This is a genomic window from Pseudomonas sp. SDO5271_S396 (assembly GCF_054071795.1).
Map to the genome: position 1 here is coordinate 47,842 of NZ_JBSVWB010000028.1, position 20,689 is coordinate 68,530.

The following is a 20,689-nucleotide window of genomic DNA, read 5'->3' on the forward strand; positions in this document are numbered from 1 at the left end:
TGCGCCATGAACCTCTCGCGCCGCCAACGCGGTTTTACCTTGCTGGAAATGCTTGCGGTGATCGTGCTGCTGGGCATTGTCGCGACCATCGTGGTGCGCCAGGTCGGCGGCAACGTGGACAAGGGCAAATATGGCGCGGGCAAGGCCCAGTTGGCCAGCCTGAGCATGAAGGTCGACAGCTATGCCCTGGATATCGGCTCACCGCCCAATAACCTGCAGCAACTGGTGGACAAGCCGGCGAACGCTTCCAGTTGGGCCGGCCCCTATGCCAAACCCTCCGACCTCAAGGACCCGTTCGGCCACGCCTTCGGTTATCGCTTCCCCGGTGAGCATGGCGCCTTTGACCTGATCTTCTACGGCCAGGACGGCCAACCGGGCGGCGAAGGCTACAGCGCCGACCTGGGCAACTGGGAGTAAACCGGTCATGGCCCAGCGCGGCTTCACCTTGCTGGAAATGCTGGTGGTCATCCTGTTGATCGGCCTGGCTGCCGGGTTGCTCGGACTTGGGGTGCGCCAGGGATTGCAGGTGGCCCTGGAGCGGCGCGTGGTCGGGCAGATGGTCGAGGCGCTGCGCGCGACACGGGCTGACGCGATCATTGGCGGCCAGGCGGCCCGCACCGAATTCGACCTGCACAACCTGACATTCCAGGCCCCCGGGCGCGCGACGCAACAGTGGCCGCGACAACTGCGTGTCACCCTGCACACGGCCGACCAGTTGGGCTCGGCCATCGAGTTCTACCCCGATGGCAGCTCCACCGGCGGCAACCTGCTGGTGGCCAACGGTAGCCGGCGTTGGCGCATCGATATCGGCTGGCTCACCGGCAGCGTGCAGTCCAGGGCGCTGCCATGACGCGCGAAAAGGGATTCACCCTGCTCGAAATGCTCGCCGCCCTGACGCTGATGGCGGTGTGCAGCACGGTGTTGCTGGTCGCCTTCGGTCAGAGCGCCCGTTCCTTGGCGCAAGTGGCGCGCAGTGACCGACTCACCCACGCGGCCCTGACGATTTTCGATCAGCAAGCGGCGGGGCGTTTGAGCAACGGAGTCACTCAAGGCGAACTGGATGGCGTGCACTGGCAACTGACCAGCACCCGCCAGCAGCCACACCTGTTTCGCCTGGACTTGAGCCTGCGCGAGGGGCTCCACGAGGCCCGTTTCAGTACCTTGAAGGCGCGGCTGTGAAGCGCGCCGAGCAGGGCTTCACCTTGCTGGAAATCCTCGTGGCGCTGAGCCTGCTCAGCGTGTTGCTGGTGCTGGTGGGCGGCGCGTTGCTGGGGACCAATCGTGCGGTGTCCAAGGCTCAGGGGTACACGGTGAGCCTGGATGAAGTGCGCGCAGCGCAACAGTTTTTGCGCACGGCCATCAGCGAGGCACTGCCGTTGGTGGTCGAAGACGACGATCACCCGATGGAGGGTTTTTTCAACGGTACGGCTGAGCAACTGCAATTCGTCTCGACCCTGCCGGGTGTACTCGGTGGCGGCATCCACCGGTTTTGTGTGCAGCAGGTCGACCAGGACTTGCAAGTCTCGTTCTCCCACCGCGAACCGCAAGTACTGCTCAGAAACCTCGGCGGCGTGCAGTTCAGTTATCGCGGTGTGTCGCCGCTGGGCCAGCCCACCGGCTGGCTCAGCGAATGGCCGTGGCCCAGGCGGCTGCCCCAGGCCGTGCGTATTGCCACTGCCGTCAACGGCCCCGTGCCGTGGGTCACCCAAGTGATCGCCCTGCGCTTGAATCTGTCGGGCGGGAGCGTGGAGGAATGACACGTCAGCGCGGCGCCGCGCTGTTGCTGGTGCTGTGGGCGCTGGCGTTGCTCAGTGTGCTGCTCGGCGGTCTGGTCGGTTGGGTGCAACTGGAAAGCCGCCAGGCCCTGTGGTTGCGCCAGCACACCCAGACCGTGCTGGCCGCCGAAGCCGGCATCGCGCAGGTCATGGCTGACCGGCGCTGGGTCGCGGATGGCCGGGAAATGGCACTGACCTTTGATGACGCGCAACTGCACGTCAGCCTGCGCAGCGAGCGCGGCAAGCTGTACCTGATCAACGCCGACGGGCAGGACTTCATGCACCTGGCCCTGGCCTGCGGCGCCACACCGGCCCAGGCCAGCCAGTTGGCCAAGGCGCTCGACACGCGGCGCAACCAGGGCGCGGCACCGTTTCGGGTGCTGGAAGAACTGCGCCCATTGCCCGGCATGAGCCAATCCCTCTACAGCCGCCTGCTCCCGGAACTCACCTTGTGGAGCGACCTGGACCGCCCCGATCCCGCGTTCGCCAGCCCCTTGATGCGCCAGGCATTGAACCTGCCGCAGGCGCACGCCGAAGGTTCCGACCCCGGCGTTGTGCTGATGGTCGACAGCCGCGCCGAGCGCCCGGGCGGTTATCGCGCGCACCTGCAAGTCACGGTTTTACTGAACCCCACGGAGGACAGCGCACAACCCTATCGGGTGTTGCGTTGGCAAGAATGAATCGACTCGAACCCATCGCCCGGCAGTGGCGCGGCAGCCTGTTGCAGCAGGCATGGCGCCTGTGGCTCGTCGAACTGCGCGGGTGCCTGCCTGGCTGGCTGGCACTGCGCGAGCCAGCGGAGCAGATACACCATTGGCCGTTGAAGGAACCGGTTGCAGCGGGCAGCGCGCGCCAGGTGCTGTCCCTGAACCGCGACGCGGTGCTGCTGCAAACCGTGCAATTGCCCCTGGCCGCAGCGCGTAACCTCACGGCGGTGGTGGGGTATGAGTTGGACCGCTACACCCCGTTCGACGCCGACCAACTGTATTTCGTCGCCCGCCAGGAGCATCGCACGGCGGACCACCTGGATGTGATGCTGGTGGCGATCCTGCGCGAACGCCTGGACCGGATCCTCAGCGACTGCGCCGTACTCGGCCTGCGTCCCCACCGGGTGGATGTGGCCGGACTGGGCATCGACCTGCTGCCGGCACCGTTGCGCCCGCGTCAACGCTCGGCGGGCAAAGGCTTGCAGCGCAGTCTGCCGTGGCTGTGTGGCGCCTTGCTGATCACCGCGATGTTGCTGTGGCTCAACGACCGCCAGCGCGTGCTCGATGCCATGCAGGCCACCGTCCAGCAGCAAAAAGCCCAGGTCGCCGAGGTGCACGCTTTGCGCCAGCAACTGCTCAACACCCGTGGCGCGGCGCAGTACCTCAACCGGCGCAAACTGGCGCAGCCTCCCCTGGCCGCGCTGCTCAATGACCTTACTACCTGCCTGCCCGCCGACACCTGGCTCGACCAACTGGACGTCAAAGAGGGCGAGATCACCTTTTCTGGCCAGAGCGCCAAGGCCAGCGCGCTGATTACCCGGATCAAAAGCTGCCAGCGCCTGGAAAATGCCCAGTTCGAAGGGGTGATTCAACCTGATGCGCGCACCGGCAAGGACCAGTTTGCCTTGCGCGCCCACCTGCGTCAGGAGGCTGCCGATGCGCCGCACCCTCACACCCCGTGAACGCCGTGGCGGGGCCTTGCTGGTCCTCGCGGCAGTGGTCGGCGCGGCGTACTGGCTGTTGATCGACAGCTGGTTCGCCGGACCGCTGCGCGCCATGGGCGAACAGGCCGAACTGTTGCGCGAACAGCAGCAACGCTACGCCGGCGTGTTGCGCCAGGGCGATGCTCTGCGCCAGCAGCTCGAACAGGCTCGCCAGGACCCGGCCAGCAGCACCAGTCTGTTGCCGGGGGATGACCCCGACGTGGTCGCCGCCGATCTGATGCAACGCCTTGCCGACCTGATCAACAGCCACGCCAACCTCGGCGGCGGGTGCAGCCTGACCCAGCGCAAACCCATCACCGCCGAGCAGGATGATGGCGAGCCGTATCGCCAAGTGAAGGTCAGCCTGACCCTCGACTGCGCCATCGAACCTCTCGAAGCGGTGCTGCACGAACTCGAATACCAGCCGCCGTTTCTGTTCGTGGACGAGTTGCGCATTCGCCGTGGCCGCGAGGCGCCCGTCAGCGGCGGTGCGGGCAAGCTGGTGGTGCACCTGCTGGTGCGTGGCTACCTGCAACCGCAGGTGGCGCGATGATCGGTGTGTTGCGTCCCCTGGAGTGGGGCCTGCTCGGCCTGGCCGCCGGGCTGGGCGTGTTGATGGCGGTGATCCTCAGCAGCCTCGGCGATGAGCCGCAATGGTTGCCCGAGCCGACTGGCGAAGCGCCTGTTTCCGCGCGGGTGCAGGTAGCCCCCAGCGTACCGTTGCAGGCGCTCGCCACCACATGGCAAGCGCCCTTGTTCAGCCCGGATCGCAGCCCCGACCGCCTGAGTGGCAAGGCCCAGGCCACGCGCCTGGCCAACCTGACGCTCAGCGGGATCATGATCACCGGAAACCTGCAAATGGCAATGCTCAAGCAGGCCGACGGCAAGACCCTGACCTTGCGACTGGGCCAGACGCTGCCCAATGGCTGGCGCCTGGAACACCTCACCCCGCAATCCGCCCGTTTCGCCCTGGATGGCCGCAGCCAAACCCTGGGCCTCTACGCCAAGCGTTTGCCGCCGCCGTCCACCCGACCCCCGACTACTTTGCCCCGCGAGCCCCTCCCTTGATCGATCTGCGCGTTTCCACGTTTTGCCTGGCCACCGCCCTTGCCCTGGGTGGCTGTGGTGCCTTTCCCGACCGCCTCGACCCGGACGAAGACCTGTTGCACGAAGCCCTGCAAGGTACCGGCGCACAACGTCCGCCGAGCGAGCCAACCGTAGCGCCCGGCCCCGCGCCGGCAATCAAGACACCTGCGCAGCGCCAGTTGATTCGGGGCAACCAACAGTTCGTGCGCACCTCCGGCGCAGGCGCTGAACCGAAGGCGCAAGAGGGCGACATCGTGTTCAATTTCGCCGACCAGCCCATCGAGGCGGTGATCAACAGCGTGATGGGCGACCTGCTGCACGAGAACTACAGCATCGCCCAGGGCGTGAAGGGCAATGTGAGTTTTTCCACCTCAAAACCGGTGGACAAACAACAGGCCCTGTCGATCCTTGAAACCCTGCTGTCCTGGACCGACAACGCCATGATCCGCCAAGGCCCGCGCTACGTGATCCTGCCGGCCAGCGAGGCGGTGGCGGGCAAGCTGGTGCCGCAGATGCACGTGGCCCAGCCTTCCAGCGGGCTGTCGGCGCGGCTGTTTCCGCTGCGCTACATCTCGGCCACCGAAATGCAGAAACTGCTCAAGCCGTTTGCCCGCGAGAACGCCTTCCTGCTGGTGGACCCGGCGCGCAATGTCCTGAGCCTGGCCGGTACGCCGGACGAACTGGCCAACTACCAGGACACCATCGACACCTTCGACGTGGACTGGCTCAAGGGCATGTCGGTGGGCGTATTCGGCCTGCAACGCGCCTCGGTGGCCGAATTGATGCCCCAGCTGCAAGCCCTGTTCGGCCCCGACAGCGGCGTGCCTCTGGCGGGGATGTTGCGGTTCTTGCCGGTGGAGCGGACCAATTCGGTGGTGGCGATTTCCTCCCAGCCGCAGTACCTGAGCGAAGTGGGCGACTGGATTCGTACCATCGACGAAGGCGGCGGCAACGAGCCGCAGATGTATGTCTACGACGTGCGCAACATGAAGGCGTCGGACCTGGCCAAGTACCTGCGGCAAATCTACGGCACCGGCGCGATCAAGGACGACACGCCTGCCAGGGTCGCGCCGGGGCTGCGCACCACCACGCTGTCATCGCTCAACACGTCAGGCGTGCAGAACACGCCGCCGGTGCCCCGGGAGGAGGCGCCCGAGGTGGAGGATTCGCCCGAAGCCGCGCCGACCAACATCCTGGAAGCGGGCACCCGCATCACCGCGCAGAAGAGCAGCAACCAGTTGCTGGTCCGCACCCGTCCGGCGCAGTGGAAAGAGATCGAAGCGGCGATCAAGCGCCTCGACAACCCGCCGCTGCAAGTGCAGATCGAGACGCGCATCCTCGAGGTCAAGCTCAGTGGCGAGCTGGACCTTGGCGTGCAGTGGTACCTGGGCCGTCTGGCGGGCAATTCCGCCAGCACCACTGTGGCCAACGCTTCCGGCAGCCAGGGTGCGCTGGGGGGTGGCGGAGCAGGGCTGGGGGCGACGGATTCACTGTTTTATTCCTTCGTCAGCTCCAACCTGCAAGTGGCGCTGCATGCCCTGGAAAAAAACGGTCGCACCCAGGTACTGTCGGCCCCGTCACTGGTGGTGATGAACAACCAGCCGGCGCAGATTCAGGTGGGCGACAATATCCCGATCAACCAGACCACGGTCAATACCGGCGACGCCGACACCACCCTCAGCAGTGTCGAATACGTGCAGACCGGCGTGATCCTCGACGTGGTGCCGCGCATCAACCCGGGCGGCCTGGTGTACATGGATATCCAGCAGCAGGTCAGCGACGCCGAAAACCCTGCGGCCAACAGCGACACCCCGGTCAACCCGCGCATCTCCACCCGCTCGGTATCGACCCAGGTCGCCGTGCAGAGCGGCCAGACCGTGTTGCTCGGCGGCCTGATCAAACAGGACAACGCCGACAACGTCAGCGCCGTGCCCTACCTGGGCAAGATCCCCGGTTTGCGCTGGCTGTTCGGCAACACCAGCAAGTCCAAGGACCGTACCGAGCTGATCGTGCTGATCACGCCAAAGGTGATCACCAGCAGCAGCCAGGCGCGCCAGGTGACGGACGATTACCGCCAGCAGATGCAGTTGCTGCGGCCGGGGCAGTAAGCGGTTTAAGTCTTCGAGGGGTTCGATAAGTGGGCGGTGCGCCTGAAAAAAGATCAGGCGGCAGTGGCGCCTGCATCGTCGAGCCGAGCCATGATCGCGTTATCCAGTTCTGCCCGGAAAGCTTCAAGCGCGGTACGTGGCGGTTCCTCCGGGGAGCCCTGGAACGCTTCCATCACCGCCAGGAACTCTGCCACCGCCGGTGTGCTTTGGCACAGGCTTTCCTTGCCGGCGATTTTGCACAGCAAGTGGGTGCACAAATGCCGGCCCTGGTCGGTGATGCCATTGAAGGCGCTCAAATAGCCGTGGTTGGATTCGATCCGAAAGAAACGCACATGCTCGTTGTAGTCGTGGTACCGGGGATGAAAAAAGTGTGCCGCCGCCGCCGGTTGCGGATAGTGGGGATGGTGCGCTGCGAATCGGCCCCAATCGTCTTTTTTCTTCAGCTCGTTGCAGTGGTAGCACGACAGCGCCAGGTTCCAGAACTGCAAGGCGAACTGTGGGTACGTGCTTTTGGGCAGGATGTGTTCGATCGGGCTGGCATACGCGTTGTTCATCAACCAGCGGCGACAGTAGCAGCAGCGGTGCTCTTGACGACGCGTCAGGAAAAGCCGCAGGGCCCGTTTGATTTTTACGCCGCTGACCTCGGGCGTGACCGGGTGTACGTAGGCGCTGAAGCGCGTCCAGACGTTGTCACTCCGGCTTAGTGCCTCTTTTCGGAATTTACGTATGACCTGCAAGGTACTGGCACGCAGTCTCTGTTTTTCGTGGGCCTGGGCTCGGTAGGCCTGATATTCACGGGTCATGTCACGGGGCGAGGGCAGTGTGCAGGGGGTCATGCACGTCCTCCCAGGTCCGCGAGGGCATAGGTTTCGTCAATCGCACGTTTGGCCTGCTCGATCAGGCTCAAGTCTTGCTCGAAGCGTCGTCCCTTGTTCTTGGCGCTGTCTGTCATGGTCTTGGCCATTTCGTCCAGTGTGGCGGTCATCTCATCCCTTTGGACGGTGTCCACGCGAGCCGCCTGGTTCGTCAACTGGATGGCGCGTGACACCAGGGCTGCGCAGCGCTCATGGACCTCGCGGTTATGTGGCGTATAGACCTTGAACCCTTCCAGCAGGATGGTCTCGACGGAGTGGCGGTGTTCCAGGGGAATGCTCGTCAACGCCTGGTCTCTGGCCAGAAAGCAGTGGGTGTCGGGTGCCTGGGCATTGGCGACCAGGGTTGGGGAGTGGGTGGCGATCACGAAGCTGCACGCGGCCTGTCTGGCGATCTCGCTCAACAGCCCGGGCAAGGCTTGCTGCCACTGTACATGCAGGCTTATCTCGGGCTCGTCGATCAAAAACACCATGCCGGGTTTGGCGTGGGCGGCGATCTTGCTGAACAGCATGATGATCTGCTGCTCGCCGGAACTCAGCAGGCTGAAGCGGACGAGGTCGTTGCCCTCGCGGCGGATCAACGCCAGTTCATAGACACGTTTTTTCGTTTCCTCTCGCAGGGGGCGGTTGTCTTTTGAAATGGGCGATAGCGGCCAGATATTCAGAGCTTCCGCGCCATGACTCAACTGCCTGTCCGATGCGTCGACGGGTACGAGGTATTGCTGATGCTTGAAATCCAGATGATCCAGTGCCAGAGAGAAAAGCGCGAGTCGCGAGGGGCTGGTGTATACCTGGATCAGTTGCCTGGTCAGCACGCTTGAAGCCTGCTGATACGAATGTCCGGTGCTGGCGGTGCGGTTGCCCAAATACGCGAACAGGCTTTCCTCGGACGCCTTTTTCCTCAAGGGAAATCGGTCCGACAGCCCGAATGCGAGCCCGGCCGAAGGGATTTTTCTGTCGTCCAGAATATTGATCAATGAGGCCAGCAGCAGGCTCTTGCCCACTCCATTGTTGCCAATCACGTAGGCGCAGAACGGCACGGCTGAGTTCAGTAGCAGGTGGAGCAGGGGACGTTGATCCAGCAACGACCAGTTGGGCGGTGTCGGCGGTTTTTGCAGAAGGGTGGTGGCCGTGAGTTTCTGCCTCAGCACATCGCTGGACGGCAATTGCTCGCACACGCCGGGGGTGTCCACGTACCCCCTGTCGAACATCTGGGTGAACAGGCCTTTCAAAGGTCCCGCCTTGACTTCGGGGTAGCGCCCCAGTCGAAACTGATAACGGCCGCTCCACAGGTCCACGACAGCGGCGGCGAACCAGGCTGCCGATAGCGCATCCACTTGGTCGGGGAGGTTCGCCAGTGCACTTACGTCCAGGCAAAGCGTGCGTTCGACGTAAGGTTTTTCGGTGTTGAGCAACCAGGCGCTGATTCGTGTCGGGTGTTCCTGCGCATCGAAACTGGTCAGGTCGATGACCGCTTCCAGTAGATCCAGCCGTTTTATCCTGCTGATGAGTGCTTTTGGTACTTTGTCGGCGTTCTTGACGATCACCAGTGTCCTTCTGCTCAGGCCGTTGTCGTCGATCAAGTGTGAGAGCGTCTGGAATGTATCGCCTTGAGTTTGAGACCGCGATGACACCGCGTCGATGACCGTCAGGCCAATAACCGGGGCCAGATCCGGGGTGTAAACCGGCCTGGACGTCAAACCGCGCAGGCGCAATCTGAGGTTCACCAAGTCGTCGTATCCGAATACGGCTTGAAGGTGAAAATGCTCGGCTTTCGTATTGCGGCGATGCTCGACGACAAAGGGCTCACCCGAATAAGGAAAGGCATCGATCAACCCCTGCCCGTGGGATAACAAACCATTGGCCAAGGCGGCGACGATGGGGGGATGACGCGAGTCGATTTCATAGGCCAGTTGCACGGCCCGCAGAAAAATAAAATCGAACATATGCACGATGTCGTCCGCGGATTTATCCGCCGTCCGTTGCACGATTCTGTCTGCCAGCAGGGTGAACGTGCGGCTATTCAATGCTGAGACGATCTCGTCGGTCTCACGCCCTTCGAAGTCAGACGCGAACATCAAAGCGTCGACGCGCTCGGAAAGATGGGCGCCCAGTCCGGGGAGGTCTAGTTCTGCCCGTGCCCGAAGCAGCGTCGTGGGGTGTATGGCGTTCGAGGTAAGGGCCAGTACATAGAGCACCAGGCGATAAAACTGGTGACTCTGAAGTTGGGTAAAGCGCAACCTCAGCTTATTGAGTTCCTTGAGCAACAAGTTGGCGTGGATGTCCCTTTCATCAAGCATGTGATGATCCCTGAGGCGTTGCGCGCTAACGGTGTTAGGCAGATATGGGGTAGTGGCTCAATAGTATCATCTTGCACATCGCCACCCCCAACACCCTCACTCCTGCAATTGCAGCGCCTTCTGTTTCATCAGCCGTTTGCGTTCGAACGGCAACTTCTCGTCATCCCCATACGGCGCGCTGTACCAGTTGCCGTAAGTCGGGTTGGGCAGCAGGAACCAGCGCTGGCCCAGCCAGTTCAGGTAAGGCGCCACCGCCTTGCGCTGGGCGTCGAGGCTGTTGTGTTCGGCCTGCACGAAGTCGCCCAGGGAATCGCCGGCCATCAGCAGCACCCGCGCATGGGCGGCCACCCACTGGCGGCGGCAGTCCTTGCCGTAGCCGGCGCTTTCGCAATGCCCGGTGGGTGTGCTGGCGGCGAGTACCTGTTCGTCGCGCTCCACCGGAAACCCGCGCAGGCGCAGGTTGGCGACGGTGGCCGCGACCTGGCTGTGTTCACGGTTGGTGAGGTAGTAGACCGTGATGCCTTTTTGCCGGGCGGCTTGCAGGAAAGCCACCGAGCCCGGCAACGCCTGGGCCTTGGCCTGGTCGACCCAGGTGTTCCAGCGGTCGTAGGAATAGACCTGATTGTTGACCACATCGCGGGCGTTGAGCGGCACGTTGTCGAGCAGGGTTTCATCGATATCCACCACCACCGCCGGCGGCAGGCCGGTCAAGTTACGGGGTGGGAAGGGCAGCGCGTCCCAGCCTGGATCGGCCAGGGCCACGTCCAGTTGGCGGGTGGCGTTGGCGAACAACTGGCGGTAGATCAGCTCGTGTTCGATGGAAGTCTGGGTCCAGAGCACGGCGTCGAGTTGGTCGTTGGCCGGTGGAGTCTGCTGGCAGCCGGTGAGCGCCGAGGACAGCAGGCAGACGCTGGCGAAGATCAGGTTACGCATGGAAGGCAGCCTCGGAAAGGAGCCGCGCCGGGTGTCACACCCAGCGGTGCTGTCGGTAGTCATGGACGATGGTTCGCAGGGTCGAATGGATCTTTTTGTCATCGATCAGTTGCTGCGCCAGGATGTCCCGGTCCGGGCGGTCGGCCTTGCAGAAGGCAACGACCACCAGCCGACCCAGCAGCGCATCCAGGTGATGCAAGGCCGCGAAGTGAGCCTGGAGTTCGGTGACGGACAATTGGCGGTAGAGCCGCTGGAAGGTTTTGTCCAACTGATGGCCCAGTCGGCCCTTTTGCATGGAACTGAGAGGGCCGATGGAGGGGCTGCGAAGAAGGGCTAATGCAGTCTGGTCTGCACGCGCCCAGTTTTTGTCAAATAGATGTATATCCATCACCCGGCCCATCAAACACACTTGTGATTGTGTTGGCTCAGGTTGCAAGGCAAATTCGACCAGTTTATCCAGTACGCTGTCACTCAACTGCAAACCCTGCATGCTCAAGGTTCTCTGCAATTGGTGGATCAGATGGACGTTCAGCTCGGCGGGCTGACCTTCCGTGGCGTTCAATAGCATCAGGATGGTGTGTTCGGCGGTCATCATGGTGGTGCCGGTAACCAGCAATACCTGAGACGCGGGTTGGGCTCTGGTGTGGCGCTGCGTTTCATTGAGCGCCCACTCAAGTAGTTGGGTATACCCGACATCTTCAACGTCAATCAGCGCGTGTTTGATCAGCAACTCAAGCAACAGATAGACGGATTTACGCTCATCATCGCGATGAGAAGTCGCAGCTTGCAGGCAGAGGTACCGCAGCTTCTGGGCATATGGCAACGCTACGGCGTGCATACCTTGCCAATCCTCCGATCCGGACGCTTGGATCAGTGCGGAGATCGCCGTGCTCCTGGCTTTATCGACGACCGCCAGATTCAAGGTCATACCTAGATGGTGGGGGGTGCGAATGAGCTTTGGCAGCCATTTACGCAATGCCGCCATGTGGTGCGGATAGTCTTTCGGGGTTGCCATGATGGTGGCGAACGCACCCTGAGCGGTGATGACCTCATCGCTCAGTGCTATGGGCAAAAGATGCGCGAGGCTTCTACTGTCCAGCCAGTCTTGGGTAGACAGTTGCGTAATGAATGCTTCCAGGGAGGGAGGGCATTCACCTCGTATTTTCAATTGCCCCACAAAATACAGCGTGCATCTTGCTGCTTCTGATTGGCTCCACTGTCCGCTGGTGTTCGTTATCTCGATGTTCTCCAGCAATCGTTCACATTGCTGGATCGCCAGCGTCCGTGTTGCACAAGTAGAGGCTGACTGGCGCAACAGCGGAGTTACAAATTGGCCAAGCAGGACGCGAAGGGCCCCAGGCTTCTGATTGAGATCCAGCCGGGCGAGCAATTGGCTATGAATGTGCTTGAAACCTGTGCAATCAAGCTGTGCCAGGGTAGACAGCTGCAACCTTAGGGTGGTGCTTTCAATCAGTGGCAGGCTGTCGCCCTGTATGTCGCACAGCTTTGGAAATCGTGACCACAAGGTCACCAGGCAACGCGTTGCGGCAGGCACAAGAGACAGTGCGTTTTTTCCACTCCACCGCAGTAATTGAGTCGCCAGATAACGCGCCTGGTCCTCATTAATGGTTTTGGCACAATGGGCAAGGAAGTCCAGAGTCGTTTCTTTTTCTCTTAACTGGTGCAGGCAGCTTATGGCAATGCTCAATACAAGGTCGGCATCCGTGCGCAATCCTCCCCGAAGAATATTCGTCACGATCTGAACAAGATACCCGCTGTCTTTTGCTGCATGGCGCAAGCGACTTACCAGATCATCATCAATCAAAGCCTTGCACGCCGGCCAGTCGAGGGGCGACAGCCAGATCATCATTCTTGATGTCCAGTTCACGACCTCCCAACTCTGATAAGCCTGGCTGGCCAGGATTATTGAATGGACTTCACCGGCCCGGGTCGGTGCCAAGTGATGGATCAACTGGCAGTAACGTTTCAGGACCTCGACAGAACCCTCGCGTGCCTTGTTCAGCACATACGCACGCGCCGGCTCATACCCATCTTCACTCATCATATGCAGACGCAGGGCTGCACCTTGCGGTCCGGGATGAGACTGATTGAGCAAGGCCTCAAGCGTGGCGTCCATCGCATGGGGTTCGAATGTGTGCTGGTGGGCGCAGTGCCAGAGCTGGTGTTCACGAATGGGCAGTTCGAAACTGTCATCGGCGTGGGTCAGCAGGTCATCCATGCAGTGAGCCGGGTCGTAGCCCGATTGTTCGGCCAATGCCAGGCCCGCGATGTATTCGAAGAACGTCTGGTGAAAGAACTCTACCCGTGAGGCGGTTCGCCGCAGCAGGTGGCGGCTGATCAGTTCAGCGCGGTCGTGCTCGGTGATACCCAGTTTCTCCGCCTGATTGAATTTCTGCTGGCTGAGCGCGGGAACGCGTAATGAAAACATGGCCAAGGCAATTTTTTTGGCTGCCTCTGAAAGGTCCTTGCCGGCGCTGGCGGCTTTGGGAATGCCCGCGCGTTGATCCCCGGCGACCCGCTCCTTGAAATATTGCCAATACAACTGTGCGGAGTTGATGTTCTCCGGGACTTCGGCAGGCGCGTAGATTTCGAACAGCATGCGCAACGCCAAAGGGTTGAGGCAAACCTCCCGGGCCGGGCGGCCCAGGGCAACGAGGTCTGTCAGTCGCGTCGCATGCAGGGCAGCTTGCGCGTTGGCGTCTGCATTCGGGTAGAACGCCGCGCAATAGGTCTTCAATGCCTGGGCGAATTCCTCGGGGTCGTATTCACCCAGGTAGAGCCTGACGGCTTGCTGCGTCAGTTTCTCGAACTTGATGTCGGCCACTTCTTCCGGTCGGGTGGAGAACACCAGCGAAGCCCCATGCTCCACCAGCTCGTAAAGCAGCGCCAATGCGGGCGTGGACAGTTCCACGCTGTGCATCAGTACGTCGAAGGTATCCAGGTACACCACGAAGCGAACACCACCATCGCGCAGTGTGGCCGCACGGTTCAGCAGGGTGCCGCGGACCCTGTCGAACTGCCCCTGCTCGATCAATGTGGCGAGTTGCGTTGCCGCCAGTGTCAGGGTTGCAGTATCGCCACGCGCACTCCAGCGGCGGTGGCACCCCCAGAGCAGGCTGCTCTTGCCGAAGCCGGCGGGTGCAATGACTGCGATCAGTGTGCCTTCGCCCGACGCCAGGTCCACAGCTTCGATCCTTCGGTCGATCTCGGCTTCGAGGCTTCGCGGGGTGTACACCTCTTCCAGCATGATCTGCCGGTGACCGCCATCCTGCTCGTTGGCCCGGGCGATGGACAGCGCGGAGGTATCCCGGGCGCGGTCCAGAAACGCAATGGAGAAATCGCCCCGCAGGGCTTTTTGGATGTCCAGCAGATGCGCCAGCACCACGTCCTTGTCCACCACCACGCGGGTTTGAAAGAAGCTGGCGAAGATGGCATCGCGCTGTGTGAGCCAGATGGCCAGGTCAATGCCCTGAACCAGTTTGAGCTTGATCTTGCCCAGAATGTCCCGTGCATAGGCCAGCGACTCGGCTTCGCTTACCGCCTGCAATTTCTTGAACGCCTCGCGCGCTTCGCGCACTGCGTTGGGCAACAGGTCGGGATTGTTCTTCAGGGTGGTTGTTGTCTCGCGGAACAGCGACGAGGTTTTGTCGTTGGCCGACCTGGACAGCATCAGCACATAGGTGAAGTTCTGCGGGTCCGGCATCAGTTCGGGATGCTGTCGGGCCGCCAGAATGAACCGGCAGATCTGGCGCAGGGCGTCGGGTTGCTCGAATGGCTTTGCATAGTGCTTGCATTGCACGGCCCCGACCGCAGCGCCTTTGCGATAGAGCGTCACGTCGCGGCCCATATCGCCCGAACCTTGCATCAAGGCCGTGTCGTCGTGGTCGATGCCAAGGTTGCACTGGGTCTTTGCATGGGAGCCCTGGCCGTCCTGGAACAAGCGGTAAGCCAGCAGCTCGAACTCCCTGTCGTCCAGCACCTCGACCGGCACCTTCCAAGGCACAGCGTCCAGCGCAGGCTTGGCCAAAACCTTGTCCAGTTGGTCGCTGAGCAGGCTGTCAGGCACACGCACGGGCGTATCGTCCATCGGCACAGGTTGGCCCTGATCCAGGTTGGGCATGCAGCGACTCCATCATGAACGTGACAATTGGCGAGCAATCGAAAGCGGCAAAGCATACTCGATTTGCCGGCCACTCAAATGGAGAAATGGGGTTGTAAAAGCGGACTTGTGGAGGCAAGCCAGCGGGCATCGCCGCGTGGGGTTTCGTTGTGGCGCCAGGTTCCGGTGTATATTCTGGCGCGGTGTCAGGCGCCGGGGTTCTACGATGACTTCACGCGGGCGGAACCGGACGGGCCGCTGAAGATCACGCTCATCCTGGAATGGTTCGGTGAGTGATTGTTTCGTCGAATGAAATGCTGGATTGTAAATCCTGGTGATTCCATCGATCAGCGCAGCAGGGGAACATGCCCGTCGTCAACCACCCACTCTCTGGAGCGTCCCATGTCCCAGCCTGCGATCAAACTCTACGGTTTTCCTTTGTCCGGCCACTCCCATCGGGTGGAGCTGATGCTGTCCCTGCTGGGCCTGCCCAGTGAATTCGTGCTGGTGGACCTCAAGCAGGGTGCCCACAAAACCGCGCAATTCATTGCCGAGATCAACAGCTTCGGCCAAGTGCCGGCGATCAATGACAACGGCACTGTCCTGGCCGACTCCAATGCCATTCTGGTCTACCTCGCCACGAAGTACGGCAAGGGCCAATGGCTGCCCAGCGATCCGGTCGGGCAGGCTCGTGTACAGCGTTGGTTGTCGACCGCTGCCGGCCAACTGCATGCCGGGCCTGCGTCCGCACGCCTGGCAGTGGTCTTCGGTGCCGAACTCGACACCGTGGCGGCCATCAGCCGTTCCCACGCGCTGTTGCAACTGCTTGAGCAGCAACTGAGCCAGAGCCGTTTCCTGGCCAGCGAGCAACCGACCATCGCCGATGTTGCTTTCTACACCTATGTGTCCCACGCGCCGGAAGGCAATGTGTCGCTGGCCGACTACCCTCATGTACGCGCCTGGCTCGCCAGCATCGAAGCCCTGCCAGGTTTCGTCGGCATGGTTCGCACGCCGGTCGGTCTGCAATCCCAGTAATTTTTCAGAGGCGCCGATGGATCGATTTCATGAAATGCAGGTATTCCTGGCGGTGGCCGAGGAGGAGGGCTTTGCCGCCGCCGCGCGCCGCCTGAAAACGTCGCCGCCCAGCGTGACCCGGGCCATCGCCGCCATGGAAGAGCGCATCGGCACGCAGTTGCTGGCGCGCACCACCCGCAGCCTGCACCTGACCGAAGCCGGCCAGCGTTACCTGGAAGACTGCCGACGCATCCTCGCCGAACTCGATGAGGCCGAGGAAGCGGCGGCGGGCAGTTATTCCATCCCCTGCGGCCACCTCACGGTGACCGCGCCGGTGCTGTTCGGCGAGCTGTTCGTGGCCCCGGTGCTGGGGGATTACCTCGACCGTTTTCCGCTGGTGAACCTCAATGCGCTGCTGGTCGATCGTGTGGTCAACATGACCGACGAGGGCGTGGACGTGGCCCTGCGCATCGGCCATTTGCACGAGCCCGGGCAGCATGCGATCAAGGTCGGCGAGGTACGCCGAGTGGTGTGCGCATCGCCGGCTTACCTCGACCGACACGGGCGGCCTTCACACCCTTCGCAACTGCGTGAAGCCAAGATCGCCACGTCGTCCTCCAGCCTGCTGGTGAGCGAGTGGCAATTTGTCGATGACGGCCAGCCGCTGACCGTGACCATCGAACCGCGTCTGGTGGTCACGGCCAACAACGCCGCGATCAACCTGGCCCGCCTGGGCTGGGGCATGACGCGGGTGCTGTCCTACCAGATCGCGGCGGCCGTGGCGGCGGGTGAGTTGGAGATCGTGCTGGAAGCGTTCGAGCCGGCACCGCTGCCGATCCAGGTGGTGTACTTCAAGAACGGTCGCGTACCGGCCAAGGTCAATACTTTTGTGGATTTCCTCACCCATCGCCTCAGCCAGGATGTCGCGCTGAACCCGTCGCCCAAGCGGCCCGACTGATGGAACGTTATCGCGACATGCAACTGTTCGCGGCCCTGGCCGGGCACACCAGCCTGGCCTCGGCGGCACGTGATGCCGACGTCTCCGGCCCGACCCTGGTGCGTGCGATTGCGCGGCTCGAAGCACGCCTGCGAGTCCCGTTGCTGCAACGCAGTACCCGGGGCGTAAGCCTGACCGACGCCGGCAACGCCTACATGGGCGACTGCGTGCGCCTGCTCGCCGCCGTGGACGCCGCCGAAGCCTCGGCCAAGGGCTTGCACGTGCAGGCCCAGGGCAATGTGCGGGTGTTCCTGCCGTTTCTGTTCAGCCGCTACGTGATGGCGCCGATCCTGGCCGGCTATATGGATCAGTACCCCGACGTCAGTCTGGTCACCCGTTATCACGACTATTACCCGAACCTGCACGAAGAAGGGCTGGACGTGGCGATTCTGGTCGGTGAGCTGCCCAGTTCATCGCTGATCGCACGGCCTGTGGGGCATATCAAGTATGTCCTCTGCGCCAGCCCGGCTTACCTGGCGGCCAAGGGCGAGCCCCGGCACCCCGAAGACCTCAAGCAACACCGCCTGATCGCCAGTGCCGACCAGGTGCACTGGGACTTCCGGGGCGGCCAGCTCAAGGCACGTGCACGGCTCAGTTGCGCCACGGTACAGGGCGCGATCAATGCGGCGGTGCATGGCGCCGGGCTGATTCGTTGCCAGAGTTACGCAGTTCACGAGCATCTGCTCAATGGCCAGTTGCAACGGGTACTTGCGGCCTATGAACTGCCGGCGTTGCCGGTGCACGTGGTCTACCGCGAGGGTCGCAATGCGCCGATGCGGGTGCGCAGTTTTGTCGATCATTGCGTAACGGCACTGCGCGAGCATCCGGCATTTCAGTTGGCGTAACAGTGGATTGCCTGACGTGTGCATTCCTCCGGCGGCGGGCAGGGTGCAGCATGGGCCCATCCAACTTGAGGTGATTGCCATGAACCCGATCGAACGCTCCCCCTGGCATACCGGTGAACTGCAATTGCAGGAAAGCGCCGGTGTCGTCGACCGCATGGCCGTGGTCGGGCCCAAAGTGATTCGCGACCATCTGCCCGAGCAGCATCGGGATTTCTACCCGTTGCTGCCTTACCTGGTGCTGGGCGCGGTGGATGAGCAGGGCGTGCCGTGGGCCACCCTGGTGGAGGGTGCGCCGGGGTTCGTGCACTCACCGGACCCGCAGACGTTGCAGATCGACAGCCTGCCGTCCAGCAGCGACCCGGCGCGCGGGGCGTTACACCCCGGCGCTTCGGTGGGCTTGCTGGGCATCGACTTGAATACCCGTCGCCGCAACCGCATGAACGGCCACATCGGCAACCTGGATCACGAGGGTTTTTCCGTGGACGTGGTGCACACCTATGGCAACTGCCCCAAGTACATCCAACTGCGGCCGGTGGATTCGATTGCGCGTAAACCCGGCAGCCAGGTCGAACGCGTCAGCGGTCTCGATGGGGCGGCTCAATCGCTGATCCGCCAGGCTGACACGTTTTTCGTCGCCACCTACGTGGACAACGACGGCGAGCGCTCGGTGGATGTGTCCCACCGTGGCGGCAATACCGGCTTCGTGCGGGTCGACGGCAACGTGCTGACCATCCCCGACTTCACCGGCAACATGTTCTTCAACACCCTTGGCAACCTGCAGGTCAACCCGGTGGCGGGGCTGCTGTTCATCGACTTCGAGTCGGGGGACGTGCTGCAACTGTTCGGGCGCACCTCGCTGATCCTCGACGGGCCGGAAGTGGCGGCATTCGAAGGCGCACACCGTCTGTGGACCGTGACCGTGGAACAGCTGGTCCGCCGCCCGGCGGCGCTGGCGCTGCGCTGGCAGTTCAGCGAATTTTCGCCGCACAGCCTGGCCCAGGGATCGTGGTAAGCCAAGCTCCCATGATGAGCCGCAGCGCGCTCTTTGTAGTGAGCGGGCTTGTCGAATCGTCGCACCGCCCGCGCCGGGCTGCGCAGCAGCCCCAACAAGATCACTGCATTTTTTCAGATAGAAATGCGGCGCCTGGTTTCAGGGCCGCTTCGCGCCCCAGCGCGGGACAAGCCCGCTCACCACAGTAAGTCCAGTTATCACTCCCACAGACCTGTTCACCATGGGGAAGAGGATTCAGCTCAATACCGAATCATCACCGACTTGAGCTCGGTGTAGTCCTCGATGAATGCGCTGCCGAACTCGCGGCCCATCCCTGAAGAACGATTGCCCCCAAACGGTACCGCCGGGTCGAGCAGGGTGTGCATGTTCACCCATACGGTGCCTGCCCGGAGAGCCGGCACGCTGCGCAGGGCCTTGCCCAGGTCGTTGGTCCACAGGCTGGCGCTCAGGCCGTAGGGGCCATGGTTCATCAGTGCCAGCAGTTCGTCTTCGCTGTCGTAGGGCAGGAAGGTGGCGATGGGGCCGAAGGTTTCTTCGTTGAGCAGGGTGTCACTGGGGCTGTTGGCCAGGATCACCGTGGGTTCGATGTAGCAGCCGGGACGGTCGATCAGGGTGCCGCCATGGATGATCGTGTTGTGTTCGGCGCGGGCCTGGGCGCAGTAACCGAGCAGTTTCAGCTGGTGCTGGCGATGGGTCACCGGGCCGAATTCGGTGCGTTCGTCCAGCGGCGAACCGATGGTCAGGCGGCTGAGGCGCTGCTTGAGTTTTTCCAGCACCGCCTCGATCTGCGAGCGGTGCACGTAGAAGCGCTCGGCGGCGGCGCAGATTTGCCCGGAGTGCAGGAAGCCCGCTTCGATGACGCCCTCCACGATCTTGTCCAGGTCCATGTCGGGCAGGAAACCGGCGGCATTTTTGCCCCCCAGTTCCAGGGTCGCACGGGTCAGGCCGGCGCCCATGGCGCTGCGTCCGACGGCAATGCCGGTGGGCACGGAACCGGTGAACGACACCTTGTGGGTGCCCGGGTGTTCCACCAGGCCCCTGCCCACATGCCCACCGCCGGTGAGCACATTGAGCACGCCAGGCGGCAACCCGGCCTCGATCGCCAGTTCAGCGATGCGCAGGATCGTCAGCGGTGTGAATTCGCTGGGCTTGATGATGATGCTGCAACCGGTCACCAGGGCCGAGGCGAGTTTCCAGATGGCGATCATGGTGGAAAAATTCCACGGCACGATGCCCACCACCACGCCGACCGGTTCACGCAGGGTGAAGGCGGTGTAGCGTTCGCCGTTGAACGAGGGAAGCGACGGCGTGAGGGTCTGACCACTGAGTTTGGTGGCCCAACCGGCGTAATAGCGCAGGAAGTGCGCGGCTTGGTCGACCTCGAACGCGCGGGAAACCTGGATGATCTTGCCCGACTGGCACGTCTCGATCTGCGCCAGTTCTTCGCGATGACGCTCCAGCAAATCGGCGAGTTTGAGCAGCACGTTGCCGCGCGCTGCGGGCGCGGTTTGCGACCAGACCTCAAAGCCCCGGGTGGCCGAGTCGACCGCGAGGTCGATGTCGGCCAGGTCCGCGTCCGCGACCTTTGCGATCACCTGATTGTTGGCCGGGTTGGTCACGGCCAGGGTCTGGTCGCCATGGCTGCGTACGGTGACGCCGTCGATAAACAGCCCATGGCGGCGACGCAAAAAGGCTTCGACGTGGGGCAGCAGCGGAAGATCGCTCATGGCAGGGTCCTGGCAGTTCACAAAGGAAAAACCGAGGGTAACCAGCGCGGGGGCGAGGCGCTTGTCTGTGCCTGCCGCAGGCTATGTCTGTGGCTGCCACCGCGCTGACGGCGCCCTGTGAAAAGTACAACCTTGCCTGTGGAACGTGCATTTTCGGCCTGGGCGACGCGGTCGATACTGGCCCTGCACCCCGCGCTGTTCCTTCAGAGG

18 protein-coding genes are annotated in these 20,689 nt (G+C 62.6%); 13 read left to right on the forward strand and 5 right to left on the reverse strand.

Annotated elements, in window-relative coordinates; translation table 11 throughout:
* Positions 1–6: 6 nt before the first annotated feature.
* Genes gspG through gspD form a run of 9 tightly spaced genes read left to right on the forward strand, consistent with a single transcriptional unit; the run spans position 7 to position 6,659 of the window.
* The gene (gene gspG / locus ACW9IN_RS18870; protein ID WP_457367310.1) at positions 7–417 is read left to right on the forward strand and encodes a type II secretion system major pseudopilin GspG; all 411 of its coding nucleotides are present in this window, start codon (positions 7–9) and stop codon (positions 415–417) included.
* A 7-nt stretch (positions 418–424) separates the two neighbouring features.
* Positions 425–850, forward strand: coding sequence for a prepilin-type N-terminal cleavage/methylation domain-containing protein (locus ACW9IN_RS18875; protein ID WP_457367311.1), 426 nt, complete (start codon positions 425–427; stop codon positions 848–850).
* A complete protein-coding gene (locus ACW9IN_RS18880) occupies positions 847–1,179 on the forward strand; it encodes a type II secretion system protein (protein WP_457367312.1) in 333 nt (110 codons plus the stop codon). Before ACW9IN_RS18875 ends, ACW9IN_RS18880 begins: the two co-directional genes overlap by 4 nt.
* Positions 1,176–1,757 (forward strand): prepilin-type N-terminal cleavage/methylation domain-containing protein, encoded by a 582-nt coding sequence (locus ACW9IN_RS18885; RefSeq protein ID WP_457367313.1) that lies wholly within the window; start codon positions 1,176–1,178, stop codon positions 1,755–1,757. Before ACW9IN_RS18880 ends, ACW9IN_RS18885 begins: the two co-directional genes overlap by 4 nt.
* On the forward strand, positions 1,754–2,455 hold the full coding sequence (locus ACW9IN_RS18890) for a type II secretion system minor pseudopilin GspK (RefSeq protein ID WP_457367314.1): 702 nt from the start codon (positions 1,754–1,756) through the stop codon (positions 2,453–2,455). The genes ACW9IN_RS18885 and ACW9IN_RS18890 overlap by 4 nt, the downstream gene beginning before the upstream one ends.
* The gene (locus ACW9IN_RS18895; RefSeq protein ID WP_457367315.1) at positions 2,452–3,444 is read left to right on the forward strand and encodes a type II secretion system protein GspL; all 993 of its coding nucleotides are present in this window, start codon (positions 2,452–2,454) and stop codon (positions 3,442–3,444) included. The genes ACW9IN_RS18890 and ACW9IN_RS18895 overlap by 4 nt, the downstream gene beginning before the upstream one ends.
* Positions 3,419–4,018, forward strand: a complete 600-nt coding sequence (gspM, locus tag ACW9IN_RS18900) for a type II secretion system protein GspM (RefSeq protein WP_457367316.1) — start codon at positions 3,419–3,421, stop codon at positions 4,016–4,018. Before ACW9IN_RS18895 ends, gspM begins: the two co-directional genes overlap by 26 nt.
* Positions 4,015–4,533 (forward strand): hypothetical protein, encoded by a 519-nt coding sequence (locus tag ACW9IN_RS18905; protein WP_457367317.1) that lies wholly within the window; start codon positions 4,015–4,017, stop codon positions 4,531–4,533. Before gspM ends, ACW9IN_RS18905 begins: the two co-directional genes overlap by 4 nt.
* 5 nt (positions 4,534–4,538) lie before the next feature.
* A complete protein-coding gene (gspD, locus tag ACW9IN_RS18910) occupies positions 4,539–6,659 on the forward strand; it encodes a type II secretion system secretin GspD (RefSeq protein WP_457367340.1) in 2,121 nt (706 codons plus the stop codon).
* Between the two features lie 53 nt (positions 6,660–6,712).
* On the opposite strand, the gene ACW9IN_RS18915 is transcribed toward gspD, so the two are convergent.
* The 4 genes from ACW9IN_RS18915 to ACW9IN_RS18930 all read right to left on the reverse strand — a co-directional run bounded on the left by ACW9IN_RS18915 (position 6,713) and on the right by ACW9IN_RS18930 (position 14,905).
* Complete coding sequence (locus ACW9IN_RS18915; protein WP_457367318.1) at positions 6,713–7,495, reverse strand: HNH endonuclease; 783 nt, start codon at positions 7,493–7,495, stop codon at positions 6,713–6,715.
* Positions 7,492–9,831 (reverse strand): AAA family ATPase, encoded by a 2,340-nt coding sequence (locus ACW9IN_RS18920; protein WP_457367319.1) that lies wholly within the window; start codon positions 9,829–9,831, stop codon positions 7,492–7,494. Before ACW9IN_RS18920 ends, ACW9IN_RS18915 begins: the two co-directional genes overlap by 4 nt.
* Positions 9,832–9,927: 96 nt before the next feature.
* Positions 9,928–10,764, reverse strand: a complete 837-nt coding sequence (locus ACW9IN_RS18925) for a 5'-nucleotidase, lipoprotein e(P4) family (protein WP_457367320.1) — start codon at positions 10,762–10,764, stop codon at positions 9,928–9,930.
* Positions 10,765–10,798: 34 nt separating this feature from the next.
* Positions 10,799–14,905: a hypothetical protein gene (locus ACW9IN_RS18930; protein WP_457367321.1), complete on the reverse strand. Its 4,107-nt coding sequence runs from the start codon at positions 14,903–14,905 to the stop codon at positions 10,799–10,801.
* A 381-nt stretch (positions 14,906–15,286) separates the two neighbouring features.
* Between ACW9IN_RS18930 and ACW9IN_RS18935 the strand changes: the two genes are divergently transcribed.
* The 4 genes from ACW9IN_RS18935 (at position 15,287) to ACW9IN_RS18950 (ending at position 18,752) form a co-directional block, all read left to right on the forward strand.
* Positions 15,287–15,919, forward strand: a complete 633-nt coding sequence (locus ACW9IN_RS18935; RefSeq protein ID WP_457367322.1) for a glutathione S-transferase family protein — start codon at positions 15,287–15,289, stop codon at positions 15,917–15,919.
* Positions 15,920–15,935: 16 nt separating this feature from the next.
* On the forward strand, positions 15,936–16,856 hold the full coding sequence (locus tag ACW9IN_RS18940) for a LysR family transcriptional regulator (RefSeq protein ID WP_457367323.1): 921 nt from the start codon (positions 15,936–15,938) through the stop codon (positions 16,854–16,856).
* Positions 16,856–17,740: a LysR family transcriptional regulator gene (locus ACW9IN_RS18945; RefSeq protein WP_457367324.1), complete on the forward strand. Its 885-nt coding sequence runs from the start codon at positions 16,856–16,858 to the stop codon at positions 17,738–17,740. Before ACW9IN_RS18940 ends, ACW9IN_RS18945 begins: the two co-directional genes overlap by 1 nt.
* 79 nt (positions 17,741–17,819) lie before the next feature.
* The gene (locus ACW9IN_RS18950) at positions 17,820–18,752 is read left to right on the forward strand and encodes a flavin-nucleotide-binding protein (protein WP_457367325.1); all 933 of its coding nucleotides are present in this window, start codon (positions 17,820–17,822) and stop codon (positions 18,750–18,752) included.
* A 239-nt stretch (positions 18,753–18,991) separates the two neighbouring features.
* Here ACW9IN_RS18950 and ACW9IN_RS18955 read toward each other — a convergent pair whose 3' ends face one another.
* Positions 18,992–20,479, reverse strand: a complete 1,488-nt coding sequence (locus ACW9IN_RS18955; RefSeq protein ID WP_457367326.1) for an aldehyde dehydrogenase family protein — start codon at positions 20,477–20,479, stop codon at positions 18,992–18,994.
* Between the last annotated feature and the right edge of the window lie 210 nt (positions 20,480–20,689).